At 46.6% G+C, this 21,164-nt stretch carries 15 protein-coding genes; 4 read left to right on the top strand and 11 right to left on the bottom strand.

Annotation, left to right across the window (positions count from 1 at the left end):
* Positions 1 to 220: 220 nt before the first annotated feature.
* On the bottom strand, positions 221 to 598 hold the full coding sequence (locus AC1XTG_RS16865; protein ID WP_484842735.1) for a hypothetical protein: 378 nt from the start codon (positions 596 to 598) through the stop codon (positions 221 to 223).
* 222 nt (positions 599 to 820) lie between these two features.
* Here AC1XTG_RS16865 and AC1XTG_RS16860 point away from each other — a divergent pair, with 222 nt between their 5' ends.
* The 4 genes from AC1XTG_RS16860 to AC1XTG_RS16845 all read left to right on the top strand — a co-directional run bounded on the left by AC1XTG_RS16860 (position 821) and on the right by AC1XTG_RS16845 (position 2,357).
* The gene (locus AC1XTG_RS16860; protein WP_056281136.1) at positions 821 to 1,027 is read left to right on the top strand and encodes a hypothetical protein; all 207 of its coding nucleotides are present in this window, start codon (positions 821 to 823) and stop codon (positions 1,025 to 1,027) included.
* Positions 1,024 to 1,572, top strand: coding sequence for a dephospho-CoA kinase (locus tag AC1XTG_RS16855; protein ID WP_056281134.1), 549 nt, complete (start codon positions 1,024 to 1,026; stop codon positions 1,570 to 1,572). Before AC1XTG_RS16860 ends, AC1XTG_RS16855 begins: the two co-directional genes overlap by 4 nt.
* A 176-nt stretch (positions 1,573 to 1,748) precedes the next feature.
* Positions 1,749 to 1,961: a DUF2281 domain-containing protein gene (locus AC1XTG_RS16850; protein WP_056281130.1), complete on the top strand. Its 213-nt coding sequence runs from the start codon at positions 1,749 to 1,751 to the stop codon at positions 1,959 to 1,961.
* On the top strand, positions 1,962 to 2,357 hold the full coding sequence (locus tag AC1XTG_RS16845) for a type II toxin-antitoxin system VapC family toxin (RefSeq protein ID WP_056281128.1): 396 nt from the start codon (positions 1,962 to 1,964) through the stop codon (positions 2,355 to 2,357).
* Positions 2,358 to 2,378: 21 nt separating this feature from the next.
* Here AC1XTG_RS16845 and AC1XTG_RS16840 read toward each other — a convergent pair whose 3' ends face one another.
* The 10 genes from AC1XTG_RS16840 to AC1XTG_RS16795 all read right to left on the bottom strand — a co-directional run bounded on the left by AC1XTG_RS16840 (position 2,379) and on the right by AC1XTG_RS16795 (position 20,978).
* The gene (locus AC1XTG_RS16840; protein WP_484842734.1) at positions 2,379 to 4,754 is read right to left on the bottom strand and encodes an ABC transporter permease; all 2,376 of its coding nucleotides are present in this window, start codon (positions 4,752 to 4,754) and stop codon (positions 2,379 to 2,381) included.
* 110 nt (positions 4,755 to 4,864) lie between these two features.
* A complete protein-coding gene (locus AC1XTG_RS16835) occupies positions 4,865 to 7,276 on the bottom strand; it encodes an ABC transporter permease (RefSeq protein ID WP_484842733.1) in 2,412 nt (803 codons plus the stop codon).
* Positions 7,277 to 7,385: 109 nt separating this feature from the next.
* Positions 7,386 to 9,800 carry an ABC transporter permease gene (locus tag AC1XTG_RS16830; RefSeq protein ID WP_056281122.1) on the bottom strand — a complete coding sequence of 805 codons (2,415 nt, stop codon included), beginning with the start codon at positions 9,798 to 9,800 and terminating at the stop codon, positions 7,386 to 7,388.
* An 80-nt stretch (positions 9,801 to 9,880) separates the two neighbouring features.
* Complete coding sequence (locus AC1XTG_RS16825; protein WP_484842732.1) at positions 9,881 to 12,343, bottom strand: ABC transporter permease; 2,463 nt, start codon at positions 12,341 to 12,343, stop codon at positions 9,881 to 9,883.
* A gap of 169 nt (positions 12,344 to 12,512) precedes the next feature.
* Entirely contained in the window at positions 12,513 to 12,881 is a 369-nt protein-coding gene (locus tag AC1XTG_RS16820) for a DUF5615 family PIN-like protein (RefSeq protein WP_484842731.1), read from the bottom strand.
* A complete protein-coding gene (locus tag AC1XTG_RS16815) occupies positions 12,878 to 13,105 on the bottom strand; it encodes a DUF433 domain-containing protein (protein WP_484842730.1) in 228 nt (75 codons plus the stop codon). The genes AC1XTG_RS16820 and AC1XTG_RS16815 overlap by 4 nt, the downstream gene beginning before the upstream one ends.
* A 225-nt stretch (positions 13,106 to 13,330) precedes the next feature.
* A complete protein-coding gene (locus tag AC1XTG_RS16810; protein ID WP_229238560.1) occupies positions 13,331 to 13,570 on the bottom strand; it encodes a hypothetical protein in 240 nt (79 codons plus the stop codon).
* Positions 13,571 to 13,632: 62 nt separating this feature from the next.
* On the bottom strand, positions 13,633 to 16,014 hold the full coding sequence (locus AC1XTG_RS16805) for an ABC transporter permease (RefSeq protein ID WP_484842729.1): 2,382 nt from the start codon (positions 16,012 to 16,014) through the stop codon (positions 13,633 to 13,635).
* Positions 16,015 to 16,073: 59 nt separating this feature from the next.
* A complete protein-coding gene (locus tag AC1XTG_RS16800) occupies positions 16,074 to 18,464 on the bottom strand; it encodes an ABC transporter permease (RefSeq protein WP_484842728.1) in 2,391 nt (796 codons plus the stop codon).
* 153 nt (positions 18,465 to 18,617) lie between these two features.
* Positions 18,618 to 20,978 carry an ABC transporter permease gene (locus AC1XTG_RS16795; RefSeq protein WP_484842727.1) on the bottom strand — a complete coding sequence of 787 codons (2,361 nt, stop codon included), beginning with the start codon at positions 20,976 to 20,978 and terminating at the stop codon, positions 18,618 to 18,620.
* Between the last annotated feature and the right edge of the window lie 186 nt (positions 20,979 to 21,164).

The raw sequence follows: 21,164 nt of genomic DNA, 5'->3' as shown, positions 1-21,164 counted from the left end.
CCAAGGCATTCGAGATCAATAATATGGAAGCAAATGTATACTAAGGTACTTTGTGATGCAAGGTACTATATGAAAATTTCATTGTTTCAGGATAAGTGGTTAATTTTACAAGCTGAACGGCAAGGCATTGTAACTTATGAAGCTGTTAAACAGAAACAACAAAGGCCAGATCTTGCGACCTGGCCTTTTCAATTTTTCATGGCTATCTAACCTTTGCTAACTATCCTCTCCAATTGCTGCGCTTGCCTGCGTGCTGGTAGGCGAAAAGTCGCTGGCGCTGCACCGGGGTGAGCAAGGAAACGATTTCTCTCTGTTTCTCTTCTTCCAATCTTCTCAATCCCTGGTAAGAGCGGCTGCGTTTGTTGCCTGCGGCAATGCGGTCGTATTTATTCTCGATCTTCTTGATCTGGTTTTCCTGCTTGCGGGTCAGTTTTACGATGTTGTCAAGTCGGTTGATCTGAAACTCTTCATAGGAGTTATCCACTCTCGAACTACCGTTTTTGATCGCAGGAATTTCGTGGGCTTTGTAGCGTTGCGCAAAGCTGTTTCCTACTGTCAACGTTATGATTGTCGCGATGGCTAAAATGGTCTTTTTCATGGTTTCCAAATGTTTAAATTGTTCGTTTATGTAGGTTAGAAGCCATTTTGGCAACTAAGTTTAACCGACACAAACACCCAATCTGCCAAAGCCCCGCCTTTGCCTACCACCTGCTAATTCTAATCGACGAATGGTTACTTTAAACTGACCGCTCGCACATCCGCCGCATTGAAGTAAAAGTCTGATTACCGCGATTTTGTATATTTGTAAAAACACTACATCATGGCAGAGGACGTAAAATTTCAAACTGGGAAGATGGCGAAAGAGCCACGCGCTATGTCGTCGCATGAAAGAGAAAGCTGGCGTCGGCAAATTACCGGTAATGCGAAGGAATATCTGTTTTCAATCGGTCAGCCACTGGTATACAAGCGTGATGATGGCCGTGTTGTTGCTGAACACAAAGACGGAAAAATCCTGATTGTCCGGTGAATATATTCCTGATCGCAGGTCCTCCCGGAATCGGAAAAAGCACGAATGCAAAAGAATTAATTCCGAAAGGCGTGCCCATCATTGATCAGGATCTTGCAGCCTACCAGTATAAGCAGAAAGGGTTTGACAACTATAAAGACATTGCCTCGATTGCAACCAATGCGTTAATCCGAGATTTTGTCTTCAATTCAGCAGACTTCGCCCTGGAATTAAATCTTGGCTTTCCGTCACACTACACTTACCTGCGCTCAATTCTGGCATTGACTCCAGATTGTCACCTCAGCCTTATCCTTTTCTATACGGACGATATCAACCTTTGTCTTGACCGCGCAAAAATCCGCCACCTCAACGGAGGTCACGAGGTAGTTCCTGCAACGATTGAAACAATGTATCACAGTACAATGCCTTTGTTTCAAGAGAACAGGATACTATTTCAGGATGTAAGACTGGTCGATGTTACTTACTACGCAATCACGGAATTAACTGCTGAGGATGCTGTACCCGATTGGGTTAAATTAAACCATTTGGGCACATACATCCTCTAAAATCGATATGAGTGCATCCTATTTCACTCGCTCGCAAAGACCTTTGCCTACCACCTGCTAATTCTAATCGACGAATGGTTACTTCAAACTGACCGCTCGCACATCCGCCGCATTGAAGTAAAAGCGTGATTGCCGCGATTTTGTATATTTGTTTATAGCCAAACATACCTTGCGCGATGAGAAATGTGATTAAAGGAATTTTCGAGAATGGGCAAATCACCCTCAATGAAAGACCTCCTGTTGAGAAGAGAACAGCTGTACTCGTGACATTCATCCCTGAGAAAACACTTGCACCCGCAAAAAAGCGACAAGCAGGCGTTCTCAGTGGAAAAATAAAGATGTCCGACGATTTTGATGACCCAATTGATGCGTTTAATGCATATAGCTAAATGAAAATTTTACTAGACACACACACATTACTTTGGTTTTTAGAAGACAGTCCAAGACTCTCGAAGAGGACCAAAAAGATGATTGAAACTTTCGAGAACGACATCTACGTAAGTGTTACCAGCTGGTTCGAAATCTCAGTGAAGATCTCAATCGGAAAGCTCGAATTACCAGACTCGCTACGGGAAACCATTTCAAAATCGACGCTCAGTCAAATTGAAACAATAGGGATCACAGAAAATCATACAGTCACATACGGACAACTGCCGGTCTTTGATAACCATAAAGATCCATTTGACAGAATGATTCTCGCGACCGCACTAACAGAAGGCTACGCGCTGATTTCTGCTGATCCCAAATTCAGTTTATATAATAAGTTAGTACAGCTGGTCTGGTAAAAAATCCCGGATATCCCCACCTCATTCACTCCTTAAAGATTTCACTGGGTTCATCAGCGCAGCTTTAATTGCCTGGAAGCTCACTGTGATCAGTGTAATTACGACTGCAAGCAATGCAGATACTGCAAAAACAACCCAGCTCAACTCAATGTGATACTCGTACTTGTCGAGCCAGTCAGCCAGGAAGTATAATGCGATGGGCGAAGCAATGACGCAGGAAATCAGCACGAGGTATACAAATTCTTTCGAAAGCAAACTCCACATCTGTCCCACACTCGCCCCCAGCGTCTTGCGGATCCCGATTTCCTTCGTCCGCTGCTCGGCCGTATAAGCCGCCAATCCAAACAGTCCAAGACAAGAGATAAAGATAGCCAGCACCGCAAACACCCGCGCCAGCTTACCAATCCTCTCTTCCGAGCGGAATTTAGCCTCGTACTCTTCGTCTGCAAATTTGAACTCAAAAGGAGAATCCCGATCGTGCTTCCGGAAAACGTCACCTACTTTCTTCAAAGCTTCGTCTACCGGCTTGCCCGGAGCCAGTTTGACATTGATCAGGCTACCCCAGCCATAATCCATCAGGAAAATAGTAGGCACAGCAGGTTCATAAGGCGACTGCATTACCATATCCTTCACAACACCCACCACCTGCCGGGGTTTTCCATTATACCGGATAGTTTTACCTATAATATCCTTAATGCCAGTAAGCTTCACAGCTGATTCATTCAGGATAAATCCGGTTGAATCCGTGGAATATTTACGTGAGAAATCGCGGCCTTTCACAATTTTCCAGCCGATTGTTTTACCAAAATCATGCGTGCAGGCAATCGTACCGAATAGTGGCACAGAACCAGGTTCCATTCCCTCCCATTCAAAACCGATCTGGTTTGAGTAGATACCTGTCGTAGGACTGGACGATTGGCTCATTTCATAAACCACGCCTGTTTTAAGCAGATCGTCGCGCAGTGTGGTGTACTTTCCATAAAGGTTCGGCGTCATGTTTATCTGCAATAGCCCCTGCCTGTCATAGCCTACGGGCCGGTTTTTTGCATGCTGTATCTGCTGGAAGACGATAATTGTACCGATAATCAGGGTAATGGACACTGTAAACTGCATAACCACCATAACCTTCCGCGGCACCGCCGACCATTTGCCTACCTTGAACGTACCTTTGAGCACAGCGAGCGGATTGAAGGAAGACAGGTAGAATGCGGGGTAGCTGCCCGATACAAAGCCCGTAACCAACGAGAATACAATGAGTAGCAGCCAGAATTGCGGCTGCAAAAATGGGAAGCTCACCTGCTTGCCGCTCAGTGAATTAAATGCAGGTAGTGAGATCAATACAATCACTATTGCCAGGACTAGCGCAAAGCACACCACCAAAAACGATTCGCTCAGGAACTGGAAAATCAACTGACTCCGCAACGATCCGATCGACTTCCGTATCCCCACTTCTTTTGCACGCTTTTCAGAACGTGCGGTACTGAGGTTCATGAAGTTGATACAAGCCAGCAGCAACACGAAAATGCCGATAATGCTGAAAAGCCAGACGAACTGGATTGCGCCGCCTATATTTTTTCCGTTTTTGAAATCCGAATATAAATGCCAGCGGCTCATCGGGTGGAGCATGTATTGTGGCTTGTCGGTCTTCGAAAATGCGTGCGGCAGCTCTACGTCGCGGATTTTGCGTGATACCTTTTCAATGTCGGCATGATCGGCTACCTGTGCGAAAAACTGCCAGGAGTGGTTACCCCATTGCGTTTCGGCTTCTTTTACCCAGTGTTCGGCTTGCAGATAATCGCTCCACGGCATCACCAGGAAGAGCTCGTTGAAGTTGGAGTTGAACGGAACATCCTTAAACACACCCGTAATTTTTACATTCCTCTTAATATCCACTTTCAGGGTCTTGTTAAGCGGATCTTCATTCCCGAAAAGCGCCTTCGCCACAGACTCGGCGATAATGATGGAGCCCGGATCTTTCAATGCAGTGTAGTCGCCGCGCACCATTTCAAGCGACAGCATCTGAGGCAGCGAAGGCTGCGCCCACATGCCCGTTTTATTGATCTTCTTATCCCCGTTGGCCAATAAGTGCCCGAAGTTCCAGGAAGCGAGTGAGGTATATTTAAAATCAGATCCGTACTTGGTCGCCATTTCTGTAACAGCCGGGATCGATACCGCAGTACCTGTGCCCGTTTGTCCATTGAATGTCTGGCTGATCCAGGCCTGCACGATCCGGTCGTAATTCTTGTGGTATTTATTGTAAGAAAGCTCATCCCAAACCCATAAGCCGATCAGCATGGCTACTGCTATTCCAACCGCCAGTCCGACAATATTAATTAAAGAGTAAACCTTGCTTTTCAGCAGGTTTCTCATCGCGATTTTTAGATAATTCCTGATCATGCCGACTTGGATTGATTGTTAGGGTTTAGTTGGATAAATGGATGGGCCCTGCTGCACAACAGATACTTACTTTGCTTTGAAAGTTGCATGCAGCAGGCCAATCCAGAAAATTATTCACTTCTTAATGCGGTAACCGGGTTAGTCAATGCAGCCTTGACACTCTGGAAGCTGATCGTAATCAATGCAAGTACTACGGCGCTAAGCCCGGCGACCGCGTAAATCCACCAGCTGATACTGATTTTGTAGGTAAAATCCTGCAACCAGTCATTCATGAAATACCAGGCGATCGGAGAAGCGATGACCAATGCCACAATCACGAGCTTGATGAAATCCATGGAAAAAAGTCCGAATATGTTCAAGGCCGAGGCACCTACTGCCTTCCTGATCCCCATTTCTTTGGTACGGGATTCAGCCATGAAAGCCACTACGCCGTAAAGTCCCATACAGCCAATGAAAATCGCAATCCCCGAGAGTATCCTGAATAGCTGGAACAGCTTGTTTTCTTTGTCGTAAAAACTATTGAGTGTTTCGTCAAAAAACGAGTACGAGAACAGATAATCGGGATACAATGCTGTCCATTCCGCCTTGATCTTGTCAATCTGCTGCGGGCCTGCGCTTTTGTCCAGCTTCACACTTAATGTTCTGTACCCGCCCATTGCAGTAACTACGCAGGGAATGATTTCACGGTGCAGACTAAACGTATTGAAGTTTTTAACAACACCCACGATAGGCAGCTTGAACTCGCTTCCACCTATCGTCAACCGTTTTCCAAGTATATCCTGAGGATTTTTGAAACCCAGTTTTTCTGCGAAAGCTTCATTCACCACATACTCTCTGATCGTATCCGAAGGCTGGTACATTCTGCCAGCTACCATTTTGAGGTTGTAAGTGTTGAAGTATGCCGTATCCGCCGGCCGCATCACGACCCCAAAGTCAAGCGGCTCAGGATCGTTTTCGTAGGTAAAACCGGTTTGCCAGTTGCTTCGCGACATAGGTGTAAATGCGCTGAAACTATATGATTTTACACCCGGCATTTCAGCCAGCTTTGATCGCATTGCATTGACTTTCCCCGCGTCCACATCAGGAATGCCGATCGTGAGGATTTCGTCTTTGCTAAAACCAAGGTCCAGATTACGGAAGTAGTTCATCTGACTGTTCGCGATCAGAGTGCCAATCAGGATAACCTGCGATATGGCAAATTGCAGCACGATCAATCCCCGGCGGAGATTAGATTGTCCTTTCCCGCCTTTGGATACTTTCCCCTTCAATGCAAGGATCGGCTGGTAGCCGGATACCACCAGCGCCGGATAAAATCCCGCCAGTAATGTAACAATTACAGTCAGAACCAGGCAGAACAGCAGAATGCTGGGATCGGCAAAGAACAGCGCACCTTCTGCATTGATGTCCAGGATATCCGAGATATAGGGTAAAACCAGCTGGGCAGAAAGCAGTGCCAGTAAAACAGACAATGTGGTGATCAGCCCTGTTTCAGAGAAATATTGACGCAAAAGCTGGCCTCTCGTACTGCCCAGCACTTTACGCACACCTACCTCACGAGACCGCCGCAATGCCTGCGCAGTTGCCAGATTGACGAAGTTGACACAGGCAGTAATCAGGATAAATATGCCCACGAGCGACATTGCCCAGATCATTCCTTTGCTGATCGTGCGGTTGGAGTAGTTGCCGATTTTGGTTGCAAAATGGATCTCATTCAGTGGTTGAAGCACAAATCTGGACTTTTTAGCTGCTTCCGGGTCACGGTACTTCTTGCTGAAAGCATCAAGTTGTTTTTCAAACTGCTCTTTGCTGATATGGTCCGGCAAAAGCAGATAGATCTGTCCGCCGCCATAGCTCGAAATCCAGTCATCCCAGTTCGTAAATGCCCCATAGTCTTTCAGAGAAGCAAAGGAAAGCATGGTTTTGAACGGGAAGTTGGTTGTCACAGGCGGATCTGCAATAATACCTGTTACAGTAAAGCTTCGGTGGTTTTCAACCAGGATTGTTTTCCCCATCGGGTCTGCATTGCCGAAGAACTTTTTAGCTTCCGAGTTGGCAAGAACAACCGAGCCGGGATTTTGCAGTGAGGTTTTGGGAGAACCTTTCAGCCACTTATAATCCAACAGGTTGAAATACTCAGGACCGATGAATGCAACCGTATTTCCGGGATCTGAAAATTTCTTCTTTTCTGCGCCCGTTCCAATCGTGATCAATGCACTGCGCAATGCATAAGTACAGGTAATCTGCTTTTTTAGCTCTGGAAAATCGTTTCCGAGCGCACCGATTGCCGGCATTGGCATACCTGTATTAAATCCCTTGTCTCCGTCGGCAATGCTGTGGTTCAGGATACGAAACACGCGATCTGCATTCTTGTGGTGCTTGTCATAGCTCAACTCAAACCGGACCGTAAAAAAGATCAGCACACAACAAGCAAGCCCGAGTGTGAGCCCGACAATGTTGATAACCGTAAAATTCCAGTTGCGGCGCAGGTTGCGCAGTGAAGTAATTACATAGTTTTTTATCATGGCTGTTTTGGGATGAAGGAAAGGGAGGAAGGGGAAGAAAGGGAATTAAAGGGAGGAGGGACGAGGGAGGCTTTGTCCTTCCTCCTTCCTCCCTTTCCTCCTTCCTCCATCATTCCGATTTCAATGATTTAACAGGGTTCATTAATGCTGCTTTGATACTTTGGAAACTCACCGTTGCTACTGCGACGATCACTGCTGCCAGACCTACAAAAATGAAGATCAATGGATTGATGCTGATCCGGTAAGGGTAATTGTCCAGCCACGCCTGCATTGCAAACCACGCCAGCGGAGTTGCGATCAGAATTGCTACCAGCACGAGCTTGACAAAGTCTTTGGACAGTACCAGAACAAGACTGGCAATGCTCGCCCCGAGCACCTTCCGTACCCCGATCTCCTTTGTACGTTGCTCAATTACAATCAGCGCCACAGCAAACAGGCCAAGGCAGGACAGGATAATCGCCACCACCGAAGCCAGGCTGAACACTTGCGACATACGTTCTTCTTCTTTGTACCAGGCATTTGTATTTTCATCCACAAACGAAGCATTGAAATCCGATTCAGGAGAGATTTCCTTCCACGACGCTTTCAATTTATCCATTGCGGTTCTTAAGCTATTCGGCGCGACCTTCACAAATATGTAGCTGATGCCGCCCGAAGGTGAAATATGCATGGTAATCGGCTTCTTCTCGTTTTTGGAAGAATAAAGGTTGAAATCAGAAACAAGTCCGATGATCTGATACTTTACACCGGCTGTATCTGTCTGGAAAAACTTACCGATCGGATCTTTCTCTCCGATCATCTTGGCCATACTTTCGGTGATAATAACGCGGTCCAGCGAATCTGTCGGGTAAGCCGGATCGAACTCGCGACCTGCGAGCAGCTTTATATTCAATGTTTTGAGATAATCGTAATCGATCTGCAGCCAGTCGGTCGAGACTTCCCTTTCCTTGAAAGTAAAACCGATTACGCTGCGGGAAGTGCTTCTGTCGAGCCCGATACCGAGGTTAACTCCGCTGCCGGTCATGCTCAGTACATTGGGATCATCTTTCAGCAAATTTCGCAGGCGGCGCAATGCTACCTGCCCGTCCACCTTGCTACCCACCGGAATACTGATCACTTCTTCTTTTTTGAACCCGAGCGGCTCTGTGCGTAAGTGATTAACCTGTTGCACGGCGATGATGGTACAGCAGATCAGCAGGCTTGACAGGGTAAATTGGGCAACAATGAGTGAATTGCGTAGTATACCTGGTTTTTTCAAAGATACTTTGCCTTTCAAAACCTCTACTGCATTGAACCGCGACATTTGCCAGGCGGGATAGCCTCCTGCAAGCAATGCAACAAATACAAACAGCCCGATGATCAGCGCCAGCTTATCAGGCTCGAAAATGTAGCCGAGACTTAGTTTGGACTGGAAAGTTGCATTGAAAGAAGGCAGGAGCAGTACGGTAAGTGCGATACCAACCAGAAATCCGAAAAAGCAAATGATACCCGCTTCCGCCCAGATTTGCAGGAAAAGCTGTTGTTTTAATGCGCCCAGCGACTTTCTTACGCCTACTTCCCGCGCACGGATGAAAGACCTCGCTACGTTCAGATTGATGAAGTTAAAAGAGGCAATCAGCAGAATGAAAACCCCAATTGCCATCAATGCATAAATCAATGCAATGGGCGAGCTGCCCGCCAGTGAAGAATCGAAATGTACATCCTCCAATTTGGTGAGCCGCAATGCAAAGAGATCGCCTCTTTCGTCCGGCTTGGCTCCTTGTTTTTTCAAACTTGTAATGTTGTCGCTGAAATATTTGGGGGTTAACGAACGCAGCCTTTTTTCAAAAGCAACCTGATCAACATTGGGTTTGAGTTTCACGAAAACAGGATGTGAATGCGCGTCCCATTGATCTTTTTGTTGCTGGTAACCACCTGCATTCTCAATCCTGACAAATGCATCAAACTTGATCGTCGAATTTTCCGGAAAATCTTTAAAAACACCTGAAACGATATACTGCTTCTTGCTTCCGTCGAGCCCTACCTCCAACTGCTTTCCGATGGGATCTTCCTTCCCGAAAACATCCTTCGCCATATCCTCGGTGATAACGATATTACTCAGGTTGCTCAATGCGCTTGCCGGGCTGCCTTGCATCAGCGGGAAGGTGAAGATCTTGAAGAAATCTGCATCTGTAAACTTGATCTGCTTATCGAAGTACCTCCCGTTATACTGCACCACATCGCTTCCATTCAGAATGCGCGCGGCGGCTTCCACTTCGGGGAACTCCGCTTTCAGCGCTGGTGTAAGCGGCAGCGGCATTGAGCCGGACTTACGCGCTTTCTCCGCCTCATTCGAGAAAAAATAAGTTTGATAAATGCGCTCCTTATCCTTGTGGAAATCGTCGAACGACAGCGCGAAGTAGGCTGTGAGGAACAAAAAAGCACTGATACAAAAAGCAACAGAAAGCCCGGTAACATTAATAAGCGCATAACCTTTGCTCTTCCAAAGGTTCCGCATTGCGATTTTGACGTAGTTTTCGAACATAGCGTTATTGGTTTTGAAGAGGATGGAGGAAAAAGAAAAACGCTTCCTTCGTCCTTCCTCCCTTTCCTCCATCCTCTCCCCTATTCACTTTTAAGAGATTTCACTGGATTTGTAATTGCTGCTTTGATCGCCTGGGTACTTACTGTCAGCAATGCGATCACAATAGACATGATACCTGCAACCAGGAACATCCACCATTTGATATCGATCCGGTAAGCGAAGTCTTCGAGCCATTTGTCCATCAGGTACCAGGTCAATGGCGTGGCGATTACGATCGAGACAAGGATCAGTTTGATAAAATCACCCGAAAGCAACGCTACAATGCTTGTTACCGAGGCGCCGAGTACCTTTCTGACGCCAATCTCCTTGATCCGTTGCTGCGCCGCGAATGCCGCCAGCCCGAACAATCCGAGGCAGGATATCAGAATGGAAATGATCGTGAAAGAATTTACAATGCGCCCTGTGCGCGCGTCGGCGGCATAATTGCGCTGGAAATCTTCATTGACAAAACTGAAACTGAAAGGTTCGTCCGGCACCAGCTCTTTCCATTTGGATTCCACAAACGGCAGCACGGTGGTCACCTCATTCGTATTGACGTGTGCAATGAGATAATTGAAGTAAGTATTGCTTTGCAGAAAAAACGCGTAAGGTTCGATCACCTGGTGCATATCCGCGAAATGGAAGTCTTTCACTACACCGATGATCTCGATCGGAACAGGTACATTCCCGCCAAACCGGTCGTCGAAAAACAGTTTCTGACCAACCGCCTTTTCCAACGGAACTCCGAACTTCCGCAGCGTAGCCTCGTTTACGACCATTTTCATGTTAGTATCACTCGGGAATTCCTTTGAGAACATCCTTCCTGCAAGCGGAATGAAGCCCATTGTTTCAATAAATTCCGGTGCAACCCAGTTTGTTTTAACGGTATTGTCAGTCGCCGCGCTTTGACCAGGCAGATACACCTTCATATCGCTTGGATTGAGGATACCAGGATAATAAGAGGTACCCGCTGCCGCGCTGATCTGGCTGTTTTGCAGCAGCTCGTTTCTCAACGCTGTATACACTTTGCGGGAATCCTCACTTCTGAATGCGATTACAATCTGCTGGTCTTTATTAAAGCCAAGAGGCTGTTCCCGCATGAACTTGATCTGCCGCTGAATGACGATCGTGCCAACTACCAGACCAATGGAAATTACAAACTGAAATACCACCAGTCCGCGACGCAAAGCGGTAGCAGATACAGAATTCACGAATTTGCCTTTGATAACATCCAGTGGATTGAAGAGCGAAAGGAAAAAAGCAGGATAACTGCCTGCGAGTAGTCCGGTGATCAATGCCAGGGCGATGAATGCGAGGATAATCTCAGGCCTGAGCAGGTCACTGATGTACAAGGTTTTATCGGCCAGCTGGTTGAAGAACGGAAGACAAAGCGCCACAGCCAGCACAGCGATGATCAGCGCCAGAAAAGTGAGCACCATCGATTCGCCCAGGAACTGACCTACCAACCCAGCTTTTCCCGCGCCCATTACTTTCCGCATCCCTACCTCGGCAGCGCGTTTGGCTGAGCGTGCAGTAGCAAGGTTCATGAAGTTGATGCAGGCGATCAGGAGCGTAAATAGTGCAATGCAGCCCAGAATGTAAAGATACGTAGTGCTGGTAGTGGGAGTTACAATTTTATCAATAACATTGAAAAGGTGAATATCGGGCACAGCAAGCAAATGCAGCTTTTTCTCAAAGCCGGCGAGCTTCAAATCCGCTCTTGCGTATTTGTCTATGAAGGAAGGCAGCTTTTGTCCAAACTTCTCTGCGCTTGTCCCTGGTTTCAGTTGCAGGTAAGTGTAAAACATGTTGTTATTCGTAAAATCCTGCTTCGACTCCCGCAGGTAATCTCCTACCCAACCTGCCTGCAGCGACAAAAAGTAGCGCGCGTCGATGTGTGACCTGCGGCTTTCGTCTTTATAGACCCCGGTAACCCTGAAAACCTCATTATTCCCCGTGCGACCTCCTACTCTGATGTTCTTGTTTAAAAACGGTCCATTGCCGAACAGCTTTGCAGCTACTTCCTCGGAAAGCACAATGGAATGCGGGTCTTTTAACGCGGTGTGCGGATCGCCTTCGGTAAATTCATAAGAGAACATATCGAAGAATGCCGGATCTACGTGCGTACCTTTTGTTTCGTAAAAAGACCGGACTGTTTTGCCGGCTTCCTCAATTTTAAGGAGTGTTTTGTCTTCCAGAAAGTTCTGCCAAAGGCGGGTTACCTCTACTACTTCCGGAAATTCGGATTTTACAGCCTGTGCGTAAAGCGAAGGCGCGCGCGGATTATCCATTTTCTCACCATTTGCCTGCACATTCTCGCTCCTGAGAAGATACAAATCACCCGCATTCCTGTGGTGTTTGTCAAAAGCAACTTCACTGAGTATATACAGCAACAGGAGCATGCAGCAAGTCATGCCGACGGACAGCCCAAATACATTAATGGAAGAGAACAGCTTACTTTTAAGCACATTTCTCCACGCGATTTTCAGATAATTTCTAATCATGGCTAACGGATATTGGAAGATTTGCAAACTTCTGTTATCCGTTAGTGAATTATTATACCAAAGCAATTAAACACACTACAACATATTGATTCACAATGCGATAAGTCCAGTTTTAAACTAAAAAAGTGTCCGCTTTCGGACACTTTTGTTCGGTATTGGACTTTGGCTGTCAAGGCCTTAAAGGCAGAATTCTGACTTTCGATTTCTGATCAAGGAGCGTGACAAGACTTCCCTCCACGAGGTACGATTTATATTGCTCCATACACGTCAGTACAGTGGAACCGATTACGTCCGGCAATAAGCTTTGACTTCTGATTTGAAAGACACTGGGAAAGTTTGCATTTGTCGCTGCGAGGATAGATCCAAAATCGAGATCATTCGTAAAAACCATGTAGTCGTGCTCTCTCGCATACTCAAAAATAGTTACATCCTGGTCAGTCGCTTTCCCAATAGATGACCAATGCACTGACTCGATGTCATTGGAAGCAAAGAATGCAACCCAGGTTGGCGACAAGTTCATATCGATGAGAACCTTCATGCAACCTGAAAAGGGAGTTCCATTTCCTCAGAACGCCAGGCGGCGTAACTTAATGCTTCTTTGATATCTTCTTCTTCAAGATATGGGTAAAAATGCAGTATCTCTGCAAAGCTGCTTCCTGATGCAACCAGATTAACAATTGTACCAACAGTTACCCTCATTCCCCTGATACAAGGCTTCCCGCCCATGATTTTGGGGTCAAATGTAATCCTCTCTAAATACATCCCAGCCTCATTTATTTTAATTAAAAAAAGTACTTAATGTCAGATATAAACTCCGCCAACTCACTTCTCAAAGTCGATCATAAATTCGAGACTTTGACTTCTAATAAGAAAACGGCTTTTGATGTGTACTTCTTACGCGGATGATCTTTACTGCTTTTGCTGCTTCGTCTATATAGTATGAAATGCGTATTTTGTTAATCTCAAATGCCCTGTAGAACCGCTCGATCATTTAGCGGAATGCTTTTCCACGTCTTCATGCGTTATAAAGGAACCACTGTCAATGCGTTTAAGTGCGTCATCAAGTTCCATGTTATATTCTTCCAGGGAGTTTTCAAAATCCCGGCTATGCTCCTTTTTAAGATTCAGAAAGGACTTAATTACGCTCAATAAAGATTTTTTCTCTTCATCTTCCAATAAAGGAAGGTAAAGTAAAATCTCCGAGTCAATTGTTTTAGCTTCCATCATTTCCGCTTTTTCTATTAACTACTTCAATTTAATCATACATAATCTAAACTCCAATTCCCCCTCTATTCACTCCTCAAACTCTTCACCGGATTTGTCAATGCTGCATTGACACTTTGAAAGCCGACCGTGAGCATGGTTAACAGCAACGCGAATAGCCCTACCAATCCGTAAATGTACCAGTCAATGCTAATGTGGTATTCGAATGTTTGAAGATAGTTTTTCTCAAACAGGTAAGCCAGCGGCGAACCGATGATCACGGCGATTACCACCAGGAGCAGGAAGTCTTTTGAAAGCAAATAAACAATTTCCCAAACGCCGGAACCCAGTACTTTGCGGATACCCACCTCTTTGGTACGCTGATTGGCCGCCAGTGTGATCAGACCAAAAACGCCTGCAAATGCAATGATAATCGACAACAAACTGACAAAATTGACCATCTTCCAGATCCCGTCCATGTGATTGTACTGACTGCTCAACGCATCAGAGGCGTAAAATGCAGAAAACGGCTTGCGCGCGGGAATCTGTTTCATTTTGGCCTCCACCGCCGACAGTACCTTCTTTGCCTGACCAATGTCATGAAGCCTGATGCTCAGGTAATTATTTATGCCAGCCGGGCCTCCGTACCAATGCAGCAGCGGCTCAATCTTGTCTTTCAGCTCCTGGTAATGGAAGTCTTTCATCACGCCCACTACCGTATAAACCTCTGTGTTATTTTTCTGGCGCAGGCGCTTGCCCACCGCCGTCTTCCAGCCCAGCGCCTTCATCGCCGACTCATTGATAATAACCGGATTATTTTTACCATCCTTGTCAATCTCATCCGAAAACTCCCGGCCTTCGACGATTTGTATCCCGTACGTCTCGGCATAGCGTGCGCCAGAACCCAAATGCCTGAACCGCACTTCCTTGCTGGTCTCCTTTTCTGGCAGGTACATGTTGTAGTTACCCCAGTATTTGGTCGGTACTACACTTGAAGTCACAAAGCTTTGCACCCGCGAATCCTGATTAAGACCGTCGAGAATTGACTTAAACTGACTTCTGGCCGCTTTTTCATTTTTGAATTGCAGGTCCGTGGAGACTACTACCACATTGCTGTGCTCATACCCGGGCTTGGCCTGCCGCATAAAGCTTACCTGCTTTCTTACAGTAATCGCGCCGATGGCCAGTGCAAATGCAATCACAAACTGCACGACGATCAGCGTACTGCGGGTCCAGCCCCGGCCGCCAGCCTTGTTGGACAGTTTTCCTTTGATGGTATCCCTCAGGTCCAGCTTGTTCAGATAAAGCGCGGGATAGGTGCCCGCAATTACAGCGATAAGGCTGATAACGGCCGCAAGTACAACAAGCGTCACATAATCGCGTTCCCAGCTGAGTACCAGCTGCATTCTACCTTGTCTGAATTCATTGAATTCGGGCACCAGGTAGGTTACTGCAAATACAATGGAAAGTAGCAGCGAGGCAATCAGCACGATTCCCGACTCAGTCCAGAACTGGAACAGGATCTGTTTCAATGTCGACCCGGTTACCTTCCGCACAGCCACTTCTTTGGCGCGTGTAAAAGCGATGGAAGTATTCAGGTTCAGCAGATTAATGCTGATAATGAGCAAAATGAAGCCTGCTATCAGGATTGCGCCATAGATCATCCATTTGAAGCCCGGATTTTCTGTGTGAATATATTCCTTCAATGGAGCGATATGCACGCCCCGGTCAGCATCTGCAGTGCCGAAATGTGCTTTTGCAAAAGCGGGCATTTGCTTCTGAAATTTGGCGACATCGGCATCCTTCCGCAATTTCAGGTATACGTTTGAGAAGGTATTGTACCAATCTGCATTGCTTGCAAAGCTCTTGTCAGCTTCCAGGAAAGCGATGGGCGCGAGTACATCAAATTGCAGCGACGAATTTTCAGGTATTTTTTCCAAAACACCTGTTACCTTGAAATTAAGCGTATCGTTTACTGAAACTGTCTCGCCGACAGGATTTTTATTACCAAAAAGCGACTCAGAAATTTGCTGACTGATCACGATAGACTGCCGGTCTTTCAAAGCCGTTTGAGGATTTCCGTATTTAAGTTTGAAAGTAAAAATGCTGAGAAAGCCCGGATCCACAAACTTGGTATCGCCCTGCGCATCTTTTCCCTTGTAGCCGATCCACAAATCGTACCAACCCTGAAAATGCGTCCCGTCCTCTATTTCAGGATATGTTTTCACCAGCTGACCCAGAATCGGATGTACAGTTTGATTGTACCTGCCGTCGCGGGTTTCGGTTTGTACCAGGTAGATCTGATCGGTGTTTTCGTGAAAAGTATCGAAAGTGATCCCGCGCTGAACAAACAGGATCAGCACACCTACACTGGCGAGCCCAAGGGATAGTCCCAGCAAGTTTATCCCAGTAAAAAGCCGGTTTTTCCAAAGCGTGCGGAACGCGATCTTGAAATAATTTCTAAGCATTGATTTAACGTTTTCAAACAAAAAAAAGAATGGAGAGCCCTCCTGTTTTTTCTTATTCCCTATTCACTGCGTAAACTTTTTACCGGATTCATCAATGCGGCCCTCACACTCTGGTAGCTGATCGTCAGCAATGCAATGATGATTGATGCAGCTCCCGCCACGGCAAATACAATCCAGCTGATCTCAATGCGGTATTGAAATCCCTGCAACCATTTGTCCATGGCGTAGTACCCGATTGGCGAGGCGACCGCGACGGACAGTAATACCAGCACGACAAAGTCTGCCGATAACAAAGAAACCAATGAGGCAACCGACGCACCAAGCACTTTTCTGATACCTATCTCTTTAATGCGCCGCTCTGCTGTAAATGTGGCCAGACCGAATAATCCCAGGCAGGAAATTAGCAGTGCAGTGATTGTAAATGTGTTGAAAAGCGTTGCAGTACGCTGCTCATTCTTGTAAAGCATATCGTAAGATTCATCCAAAAAAGTGTATTTCATTGCATAATCCGGTACAAATTCGTCCCAGATCCGGTTTGCCGCCCTGATTGCCTCGGCATCTTTGCCGGGATGAGCTTTCACGTAAAGGGCAGATTGCCAGCCTTTGCTTTTGAAAAGCACCAGCGGCTCAATCTTGTCGCGTAGACTTTTGAAGTGAAAATCCTTTACTATTCCAATGATCACTCCTTTGTTACCTTGGAAGTCGAATCGCTTGCCGATAACAGGTTCTTTGAAATTGAATTTCTTAACAGCGGTCTCATTTAATATGACATTCCCCTGATCCGTTACGCGGTTCGCCTCAAACCAGCGGCCTTCCGCCATTTTCAGGCCGAACATCTTTTGGAAATTCTCCTCCACCACAATCTGTGCTACAGTAGGAGAAAAATCTTTCGGGCGGCCGTCCCAGTCATAAGAACCCGACGTGCTGCTATTGATCTGCACAATGCTCTGGCTGGCGATTGTCACGTCAGCAATGCTGGACTCGCCTAGCAGCTTTGCCTTGACAGTTTCCGCATCAACTTTGGATTTCATGCCCCACGGCAGACTGAATGAAAACGTATGCGCACGGTCGTAGCCGAGCTCTTTGTTCCGGATAAAATCCATTTGCTGCCTCACAATCAGCATCGCGATCAGAAAAACAATGGCGACTGTAAACTGTACTACCACCAATCCTTTGCGGAAAGCTGTACTGCTTGACCCAAGTACATTGGTACCACGGAGCGTGTCGAAAGGCTTGAATGATGAAAGCAAAATGGAAGGATAAACGCCTGTCAGAACAATGGCCAGCAAGGTGGTACCCAGCAAAATCATCCAGATTGCCGGATTGGTAAAAGAAAGCGTGAATGTTTTCGACGTAACTGAATTAAAAACGGGGAGCAGCAGATAAATAAACAGCACAGACAAGAGCAAGGCTGTCACGCAGGTAACCACCGACTCCGTCATAAACTGGCCAAAAAGGTGCGCGTGCCTTGCTCCCAGCAACTTCTTCACGCCAACTTCCTTGGACCTCACACTGGCGCGTGCGGTGGTAAGGTTCACATAGTTAATGCACGCCACCAGGATAATTACAACACCCAGCCCAAAGAAAATGTAAATCGTCCTGCGGTCGCCATTGGTAGTATTTGCGTGCTGGATTTCATTGTTAAAATGAACATCAGTCAGCATTTCTGCTTCCAGTGCAGTGTTCGTGGAAGGCTTTCCGCTATCGTCTCTTTTTGCAAGAGAAATAATACCCGTCAGCTTCTTGCTGAGCTTTTTGAGGTCTGGCTTGTTTTTCAGGACAATGAATGTCTGAAAGTTGAAGTTGTTCCAGTTATTGCTGTTTTTGAGTACCGCGTCATCAGCCAGATAGGCAGACATCGGGAGCATATAATCGAGCTGCAAACTCGAATTGGCGGGATTATTCTTGTAAACCGCCGCAACTGCATAATCAAGCGAGTCAATGCGGACTGTTTTGCCTACTACGTCCGTCTGTCCGAAAAGCTCTTCGGCTTTTGCCTCGGTCATGGCAATATTCCTTACAGCCGATTTGAATGTAGCCGGTGAGCCTGCTATGAATTCGTAATCAAAAACCTCAAACCAGTTGGTATCGACGTAAGCTGCATTTTGTCCGCTGATCTTCCGCTCCCCTACCCTGATCGGCAGGTTCCCGACATAGTTTTCGCGGGTCACCATTTCAATTTCGGGAAGTGTTTTGATCTGCTCGGCCAGCGGCAGCGGCGTGGTAGCCCAATGCCAGGTTTCTTCCTTGCTCAGCGTCAGGTGTGTGATAATGCGGCTGATCCTGTCCGACTTTTTATGGTAGCTGTCAAAGCTCAGCTCATTCTGGACCCACAACAAAATAAAAACACCCGCCACCATTCCACCGGTAAGTCCGATGATATTAAGTGAAGTAAACAGCCTGGAACTATACAGATTCCGGAACGCGATTTTGAGTTGATTTTTGAGCATAGTGGGAAGTTTAGTGGCTCTCGGCTATCGGCCGTCGGCTTTCGGCTCTGATATCTCAGCCTTTTTATAACTAGTTATCTAAATCTATTTTATAAAATCTCTAACAATTGCCGACAGCAAAGCCGACTGCCGACTGCCGACAGCCCCCCATCATTATTCACTCTTCAACGACTTCACCGGGTTCATTAACGCGGCTTTGATGGCTTGAAAACTGACTGTTAACAGTGCTATGATTAATGCTGCGATCCCTGCGACCAGGAAGTACCACCATTCTAAATCAATGCGGTAGGCGTACTTTTCCAGCCAGGATTGCATGAAATACCAAGCGATCGGGAACGCGATCAATGCGGCTATCCCTACAAGTTTGATAAAATCGGCGGACAGCATTCCGACCAGATTACTGACACTCGCTCCCAGCACCTTACGCACTCCGATCTCCTTCGTGCGCTGCTCGGCAGTAAATGCAGCCAATCCGAATAAACCCAGACAGGAAATGAAAATGGCCAGGAATGCAAAGTAGTTGGAGAGCTTGCTGACTACGTTTTCAGCTTTGTACTGATTACCGAACTCCTCGTCGGCAAACTGGTATTTAAATGGCAACCCTGGGTTATATCTTTTAAATAGTTTTTCAATGTTGCGGATTGCCAGGTCGGTTTGTCCCGCTTCCGTGCGGATCAATGCGACTCCCCAGACAGCTTTGGCAGGCTGCAAATTCACAATCAGCGGTTCAATGGGAACGTGGAGTGAGCCCATATGGAAGTTTTTCATCAGACCAATGATTACCCCCTTTTTCCCCCACATCGTCAGTTCTTTTCCAACCGGATCCTTATAACCCATTTTCGCCGCTGCCGCCTCGTTGATCAGGTAATTGAGTGAATCGGTACCATAGTCACGGCTGAAATCGCGGCCACCGAGCAACTGAATGCCCATTGTTTTTACAAAATCATAACCCGCAGGATCTACACTGAAGAGCAGCTGCTGCGTCGTGTCTTTGCCCGGCCACGATACACCCATGGTCGAACTTCCGATATCCAGCAGGCTCGACTGTGCATTTGTAACTGATTTGATCCCGGGCTCGTTTTCCAGCGCCTGCTTGAATGAAGTGAAATTCTTCTCCATTCCTTTCTCTATATCAGGTATATACAACAGGTTTTCCCTTGCAAAACCAAGGTTTTTCGTTTGTATATATTCAATTTGCCGGTAGATCACGATCATCGCGAGGATCAGGAGAATGGAAAGGCCAAACTGAAACACTACCAGTCCCTGACGGAAATAAGTAGCGCTCGGCTTAAACTTCAATGCGCCTTTGAGAATGGTAACCGGATTGAGAGAAGACATAAAAATGGCAGGGTAACTACCTGCAACAATGCCTGTAATGATCGTCAGCGCAAAAAGGAGCACCCACAGGAACGGATTCAGGAAATCAAGTGTAAGTTTCTTTTCGGTCAGGTTGTTAAAGGACGGGATCAGCAGCAGTACGATCAGCAATGCGAATAGCAGCGAGAGAAAAGTGATCAGGATAGATTCACCCATAAACTGCCCCACCAGGCTCGTGCGGTAAGCGCCAACTACTTTCCGGAGACCTACTTCTTTGGCCCGTTTTACCGAGCGCGCGGTAGCAAGGTTCATGAAATTGATACAGGCAATTACAAGAATGAAAATCGCCACGATCGTGAACATCCGCACATACTCGATCCTGCCGCCATTTTGCTTGCCCGATTCCCAATTAGAATACAGATATGATTTGCCATAATTAACCAGGAACAGCTCTACGTTACTATCCTTGTTTTTGGTTTTGATATATCCTTTGATCTTGGCACTTACCCGCTCGGGATCTGCATTCTTGGCGAGCAACACCACGCAGCGGGGACCGTTATTGCCCCATTCTTTTGCCCATTTATTTTGTTTCAGCCAGCGATCGTAGCTCATCAGGAAGTCGAACTTCATCGAAGCATAGGCGGGAATTCCCTTTAAGACACCCGTTACAATTACATCATCCTTGTTATCTACCCGAATGGTCTTGCCCATCGGGTCCTGCCCTTTGAAATATTTGTCGGCCAGCTTTTTGGAAATTACAACACCATCTGGTCGTTTCAATGCAGTCGACTTGTCGCCCTGCGCTAGTTCAAAAGAGAACATATTCAGGAAATCACCCTGCACATATCTTCCTTTTTCATTATCAAAAACATCTTTCACCATCATCACGGGCTCTTCTTCCCAGAGTACCTGGCTCGCCATTTCAATTTCGGGAATATCCTTTACGATCGCTTCTGCAAGCACGCCGGGCGTGGCTGCGAAGGTGCTGATAGTACCGGAGTAAAACTGGTTTTCCATGACTGAAAATAGGCGCTCGTCATTCGCATGGAAGCGGTCCATTTTCACTTCATCCTGAACCCATAACATAATCAAAAGGCTGCAACCCATTCCCAGCGCCAGTCCGAGAATATTGATCAGGCTGAAAGTCTTGTTCTTCCACAAGTTCCGCCAGGCGATTTTCAGGTAGTTTTTTAGCATGGGATTTGGGGATTGTTAGTGGTTGGGTGGAGGAAAGGGAGGATGGAGGAAAGGGAGGATGAAAAATTTTTACTTGTATTGTCAGTCTGAGCGGAGTCGAAGACATGGTGCACTGTCTTCGACTCCGCTCAGACTGACAATGCCCCCTTCCTCCCCTTCTTCCCCTTCTTCCCTTTCTTCCCTTTC

This window comes from Dyadobacter sp. HNCC25DJ183, from assembly GCF_056895175.1.
Note: the sequence above shows the minus strand (reverse complement) of the source record. Positions and strands in the feature narration are given on the sequence as shown.

What these genes read in the sequence shown, in the direction of transcription:
- AC1XTG_RS16810 (WP_229238560.1), bottom strand. Translation starts at nt 13,570, where the DNA reads ATGATGGAAGCTAAAACAATTGACTCGGAGATTTTACTTTACCTTCCT.
- AC1XTG_RS16800 (WP_484842728.1), bottom strand. Translation starts at nt 18,464, where the DNA reads ATGCTCAAAAATCAACTCAAAATCGCGTTCCGGAATCTGTATAGTTCC.
- AC1XTG_RS16825 (WP_484842732.1), bottom strand. Translation starts at nt 12,343, where the DNA reads ATGATTAGAAATTATCTGAAAATCGCGTGGAGAAATGTGCTTAAAAGT.
- AC1XTG_RS16845 (WP_056281128.1), top strand. Translation starts at nt 1,962, where the DNA reads ATGAAAATTTTACTAGACACACACACATTACTTTGGTTTTTAGAAGAC.
- AC1XTG_RS16795 (WP_484842727.1), bottom strand. Translation starts at nt 20,978, where the DNA reads ATGCTAAAAAACTACCTGAAAATCGCCTGGCGGAACTTGTGGAAGAAC.
- AC1XTG_RS16860 (WP_056281136.1), top strand. Translation starts at nt 821, where the DNA reads ATGGCAGAGGACGTAAAATTTCAAACTGGGAAGATGGCGAAAGAGCCA.
- AC1XTG_RS16820 (WP_484842731.1), bottom strand. Translation starts at nt 12,881, where the DNA reads ATGAAGGTTCTCATCGATATGAACTTGTCGCCAACCTGGGTTGCATTC.
- AC1XTG_RS16815 (WP_484842730.1), bottom strand. Translation starts at nt 13,105, where the DNA reads ATGTATTTAGAGAGGATTACATTTGACCCCAAAATCATGGGCGGGAAG.
- AC1XTG_RS16850 (WP_056281130.1), top strand. Translation starts at nt 1,749, where the DNA reads ATGAGAAATGTGATTAAAGGAATTTTCGAGAATGGGCAAATCACCCTC.
- AC1XTG_RS16835 (WP_484842733.1), bottom strand. Translation starts at nt 7,276, where the DNA reads ATGATAAAAAACTATGTAATTACTTCACTGCGCAACCTGCGCCGCAAC.
- AC1XTG_RS16830 (WP_056281122.1), bottom strand. Translation starts at nt 9,800, where the DNA reads ATGTTCGAAAACTACGTCAAAATCGCAATGCGGAACCTTTGGAAGAGC.
- AC1XTG_RS16865 (WP_484842735.1), bottom strand. Translation starts at nt 598, where the DNA reads ATGAAAAAGACCATTTTAGCCATCGCGACAATCATAACGTTGACAGTA.
- AC1XTG_RS16805 (WP_484842729.1), bottom strand. Translation starts at nt 16,014, where the DNA reads ATGCTTAGAAATTATTTCAAGATCGCGTTCCGCACGCTTTGGAAAAAC.
- AC1XTG_RS16840 (WP_484842734.1), bottom strand. Translation starts at nt 4,754, where the DNA reads ATGATCAGGAATTATCTAAAAATCGCGATGAGAAACCTGCTGAAAAGC.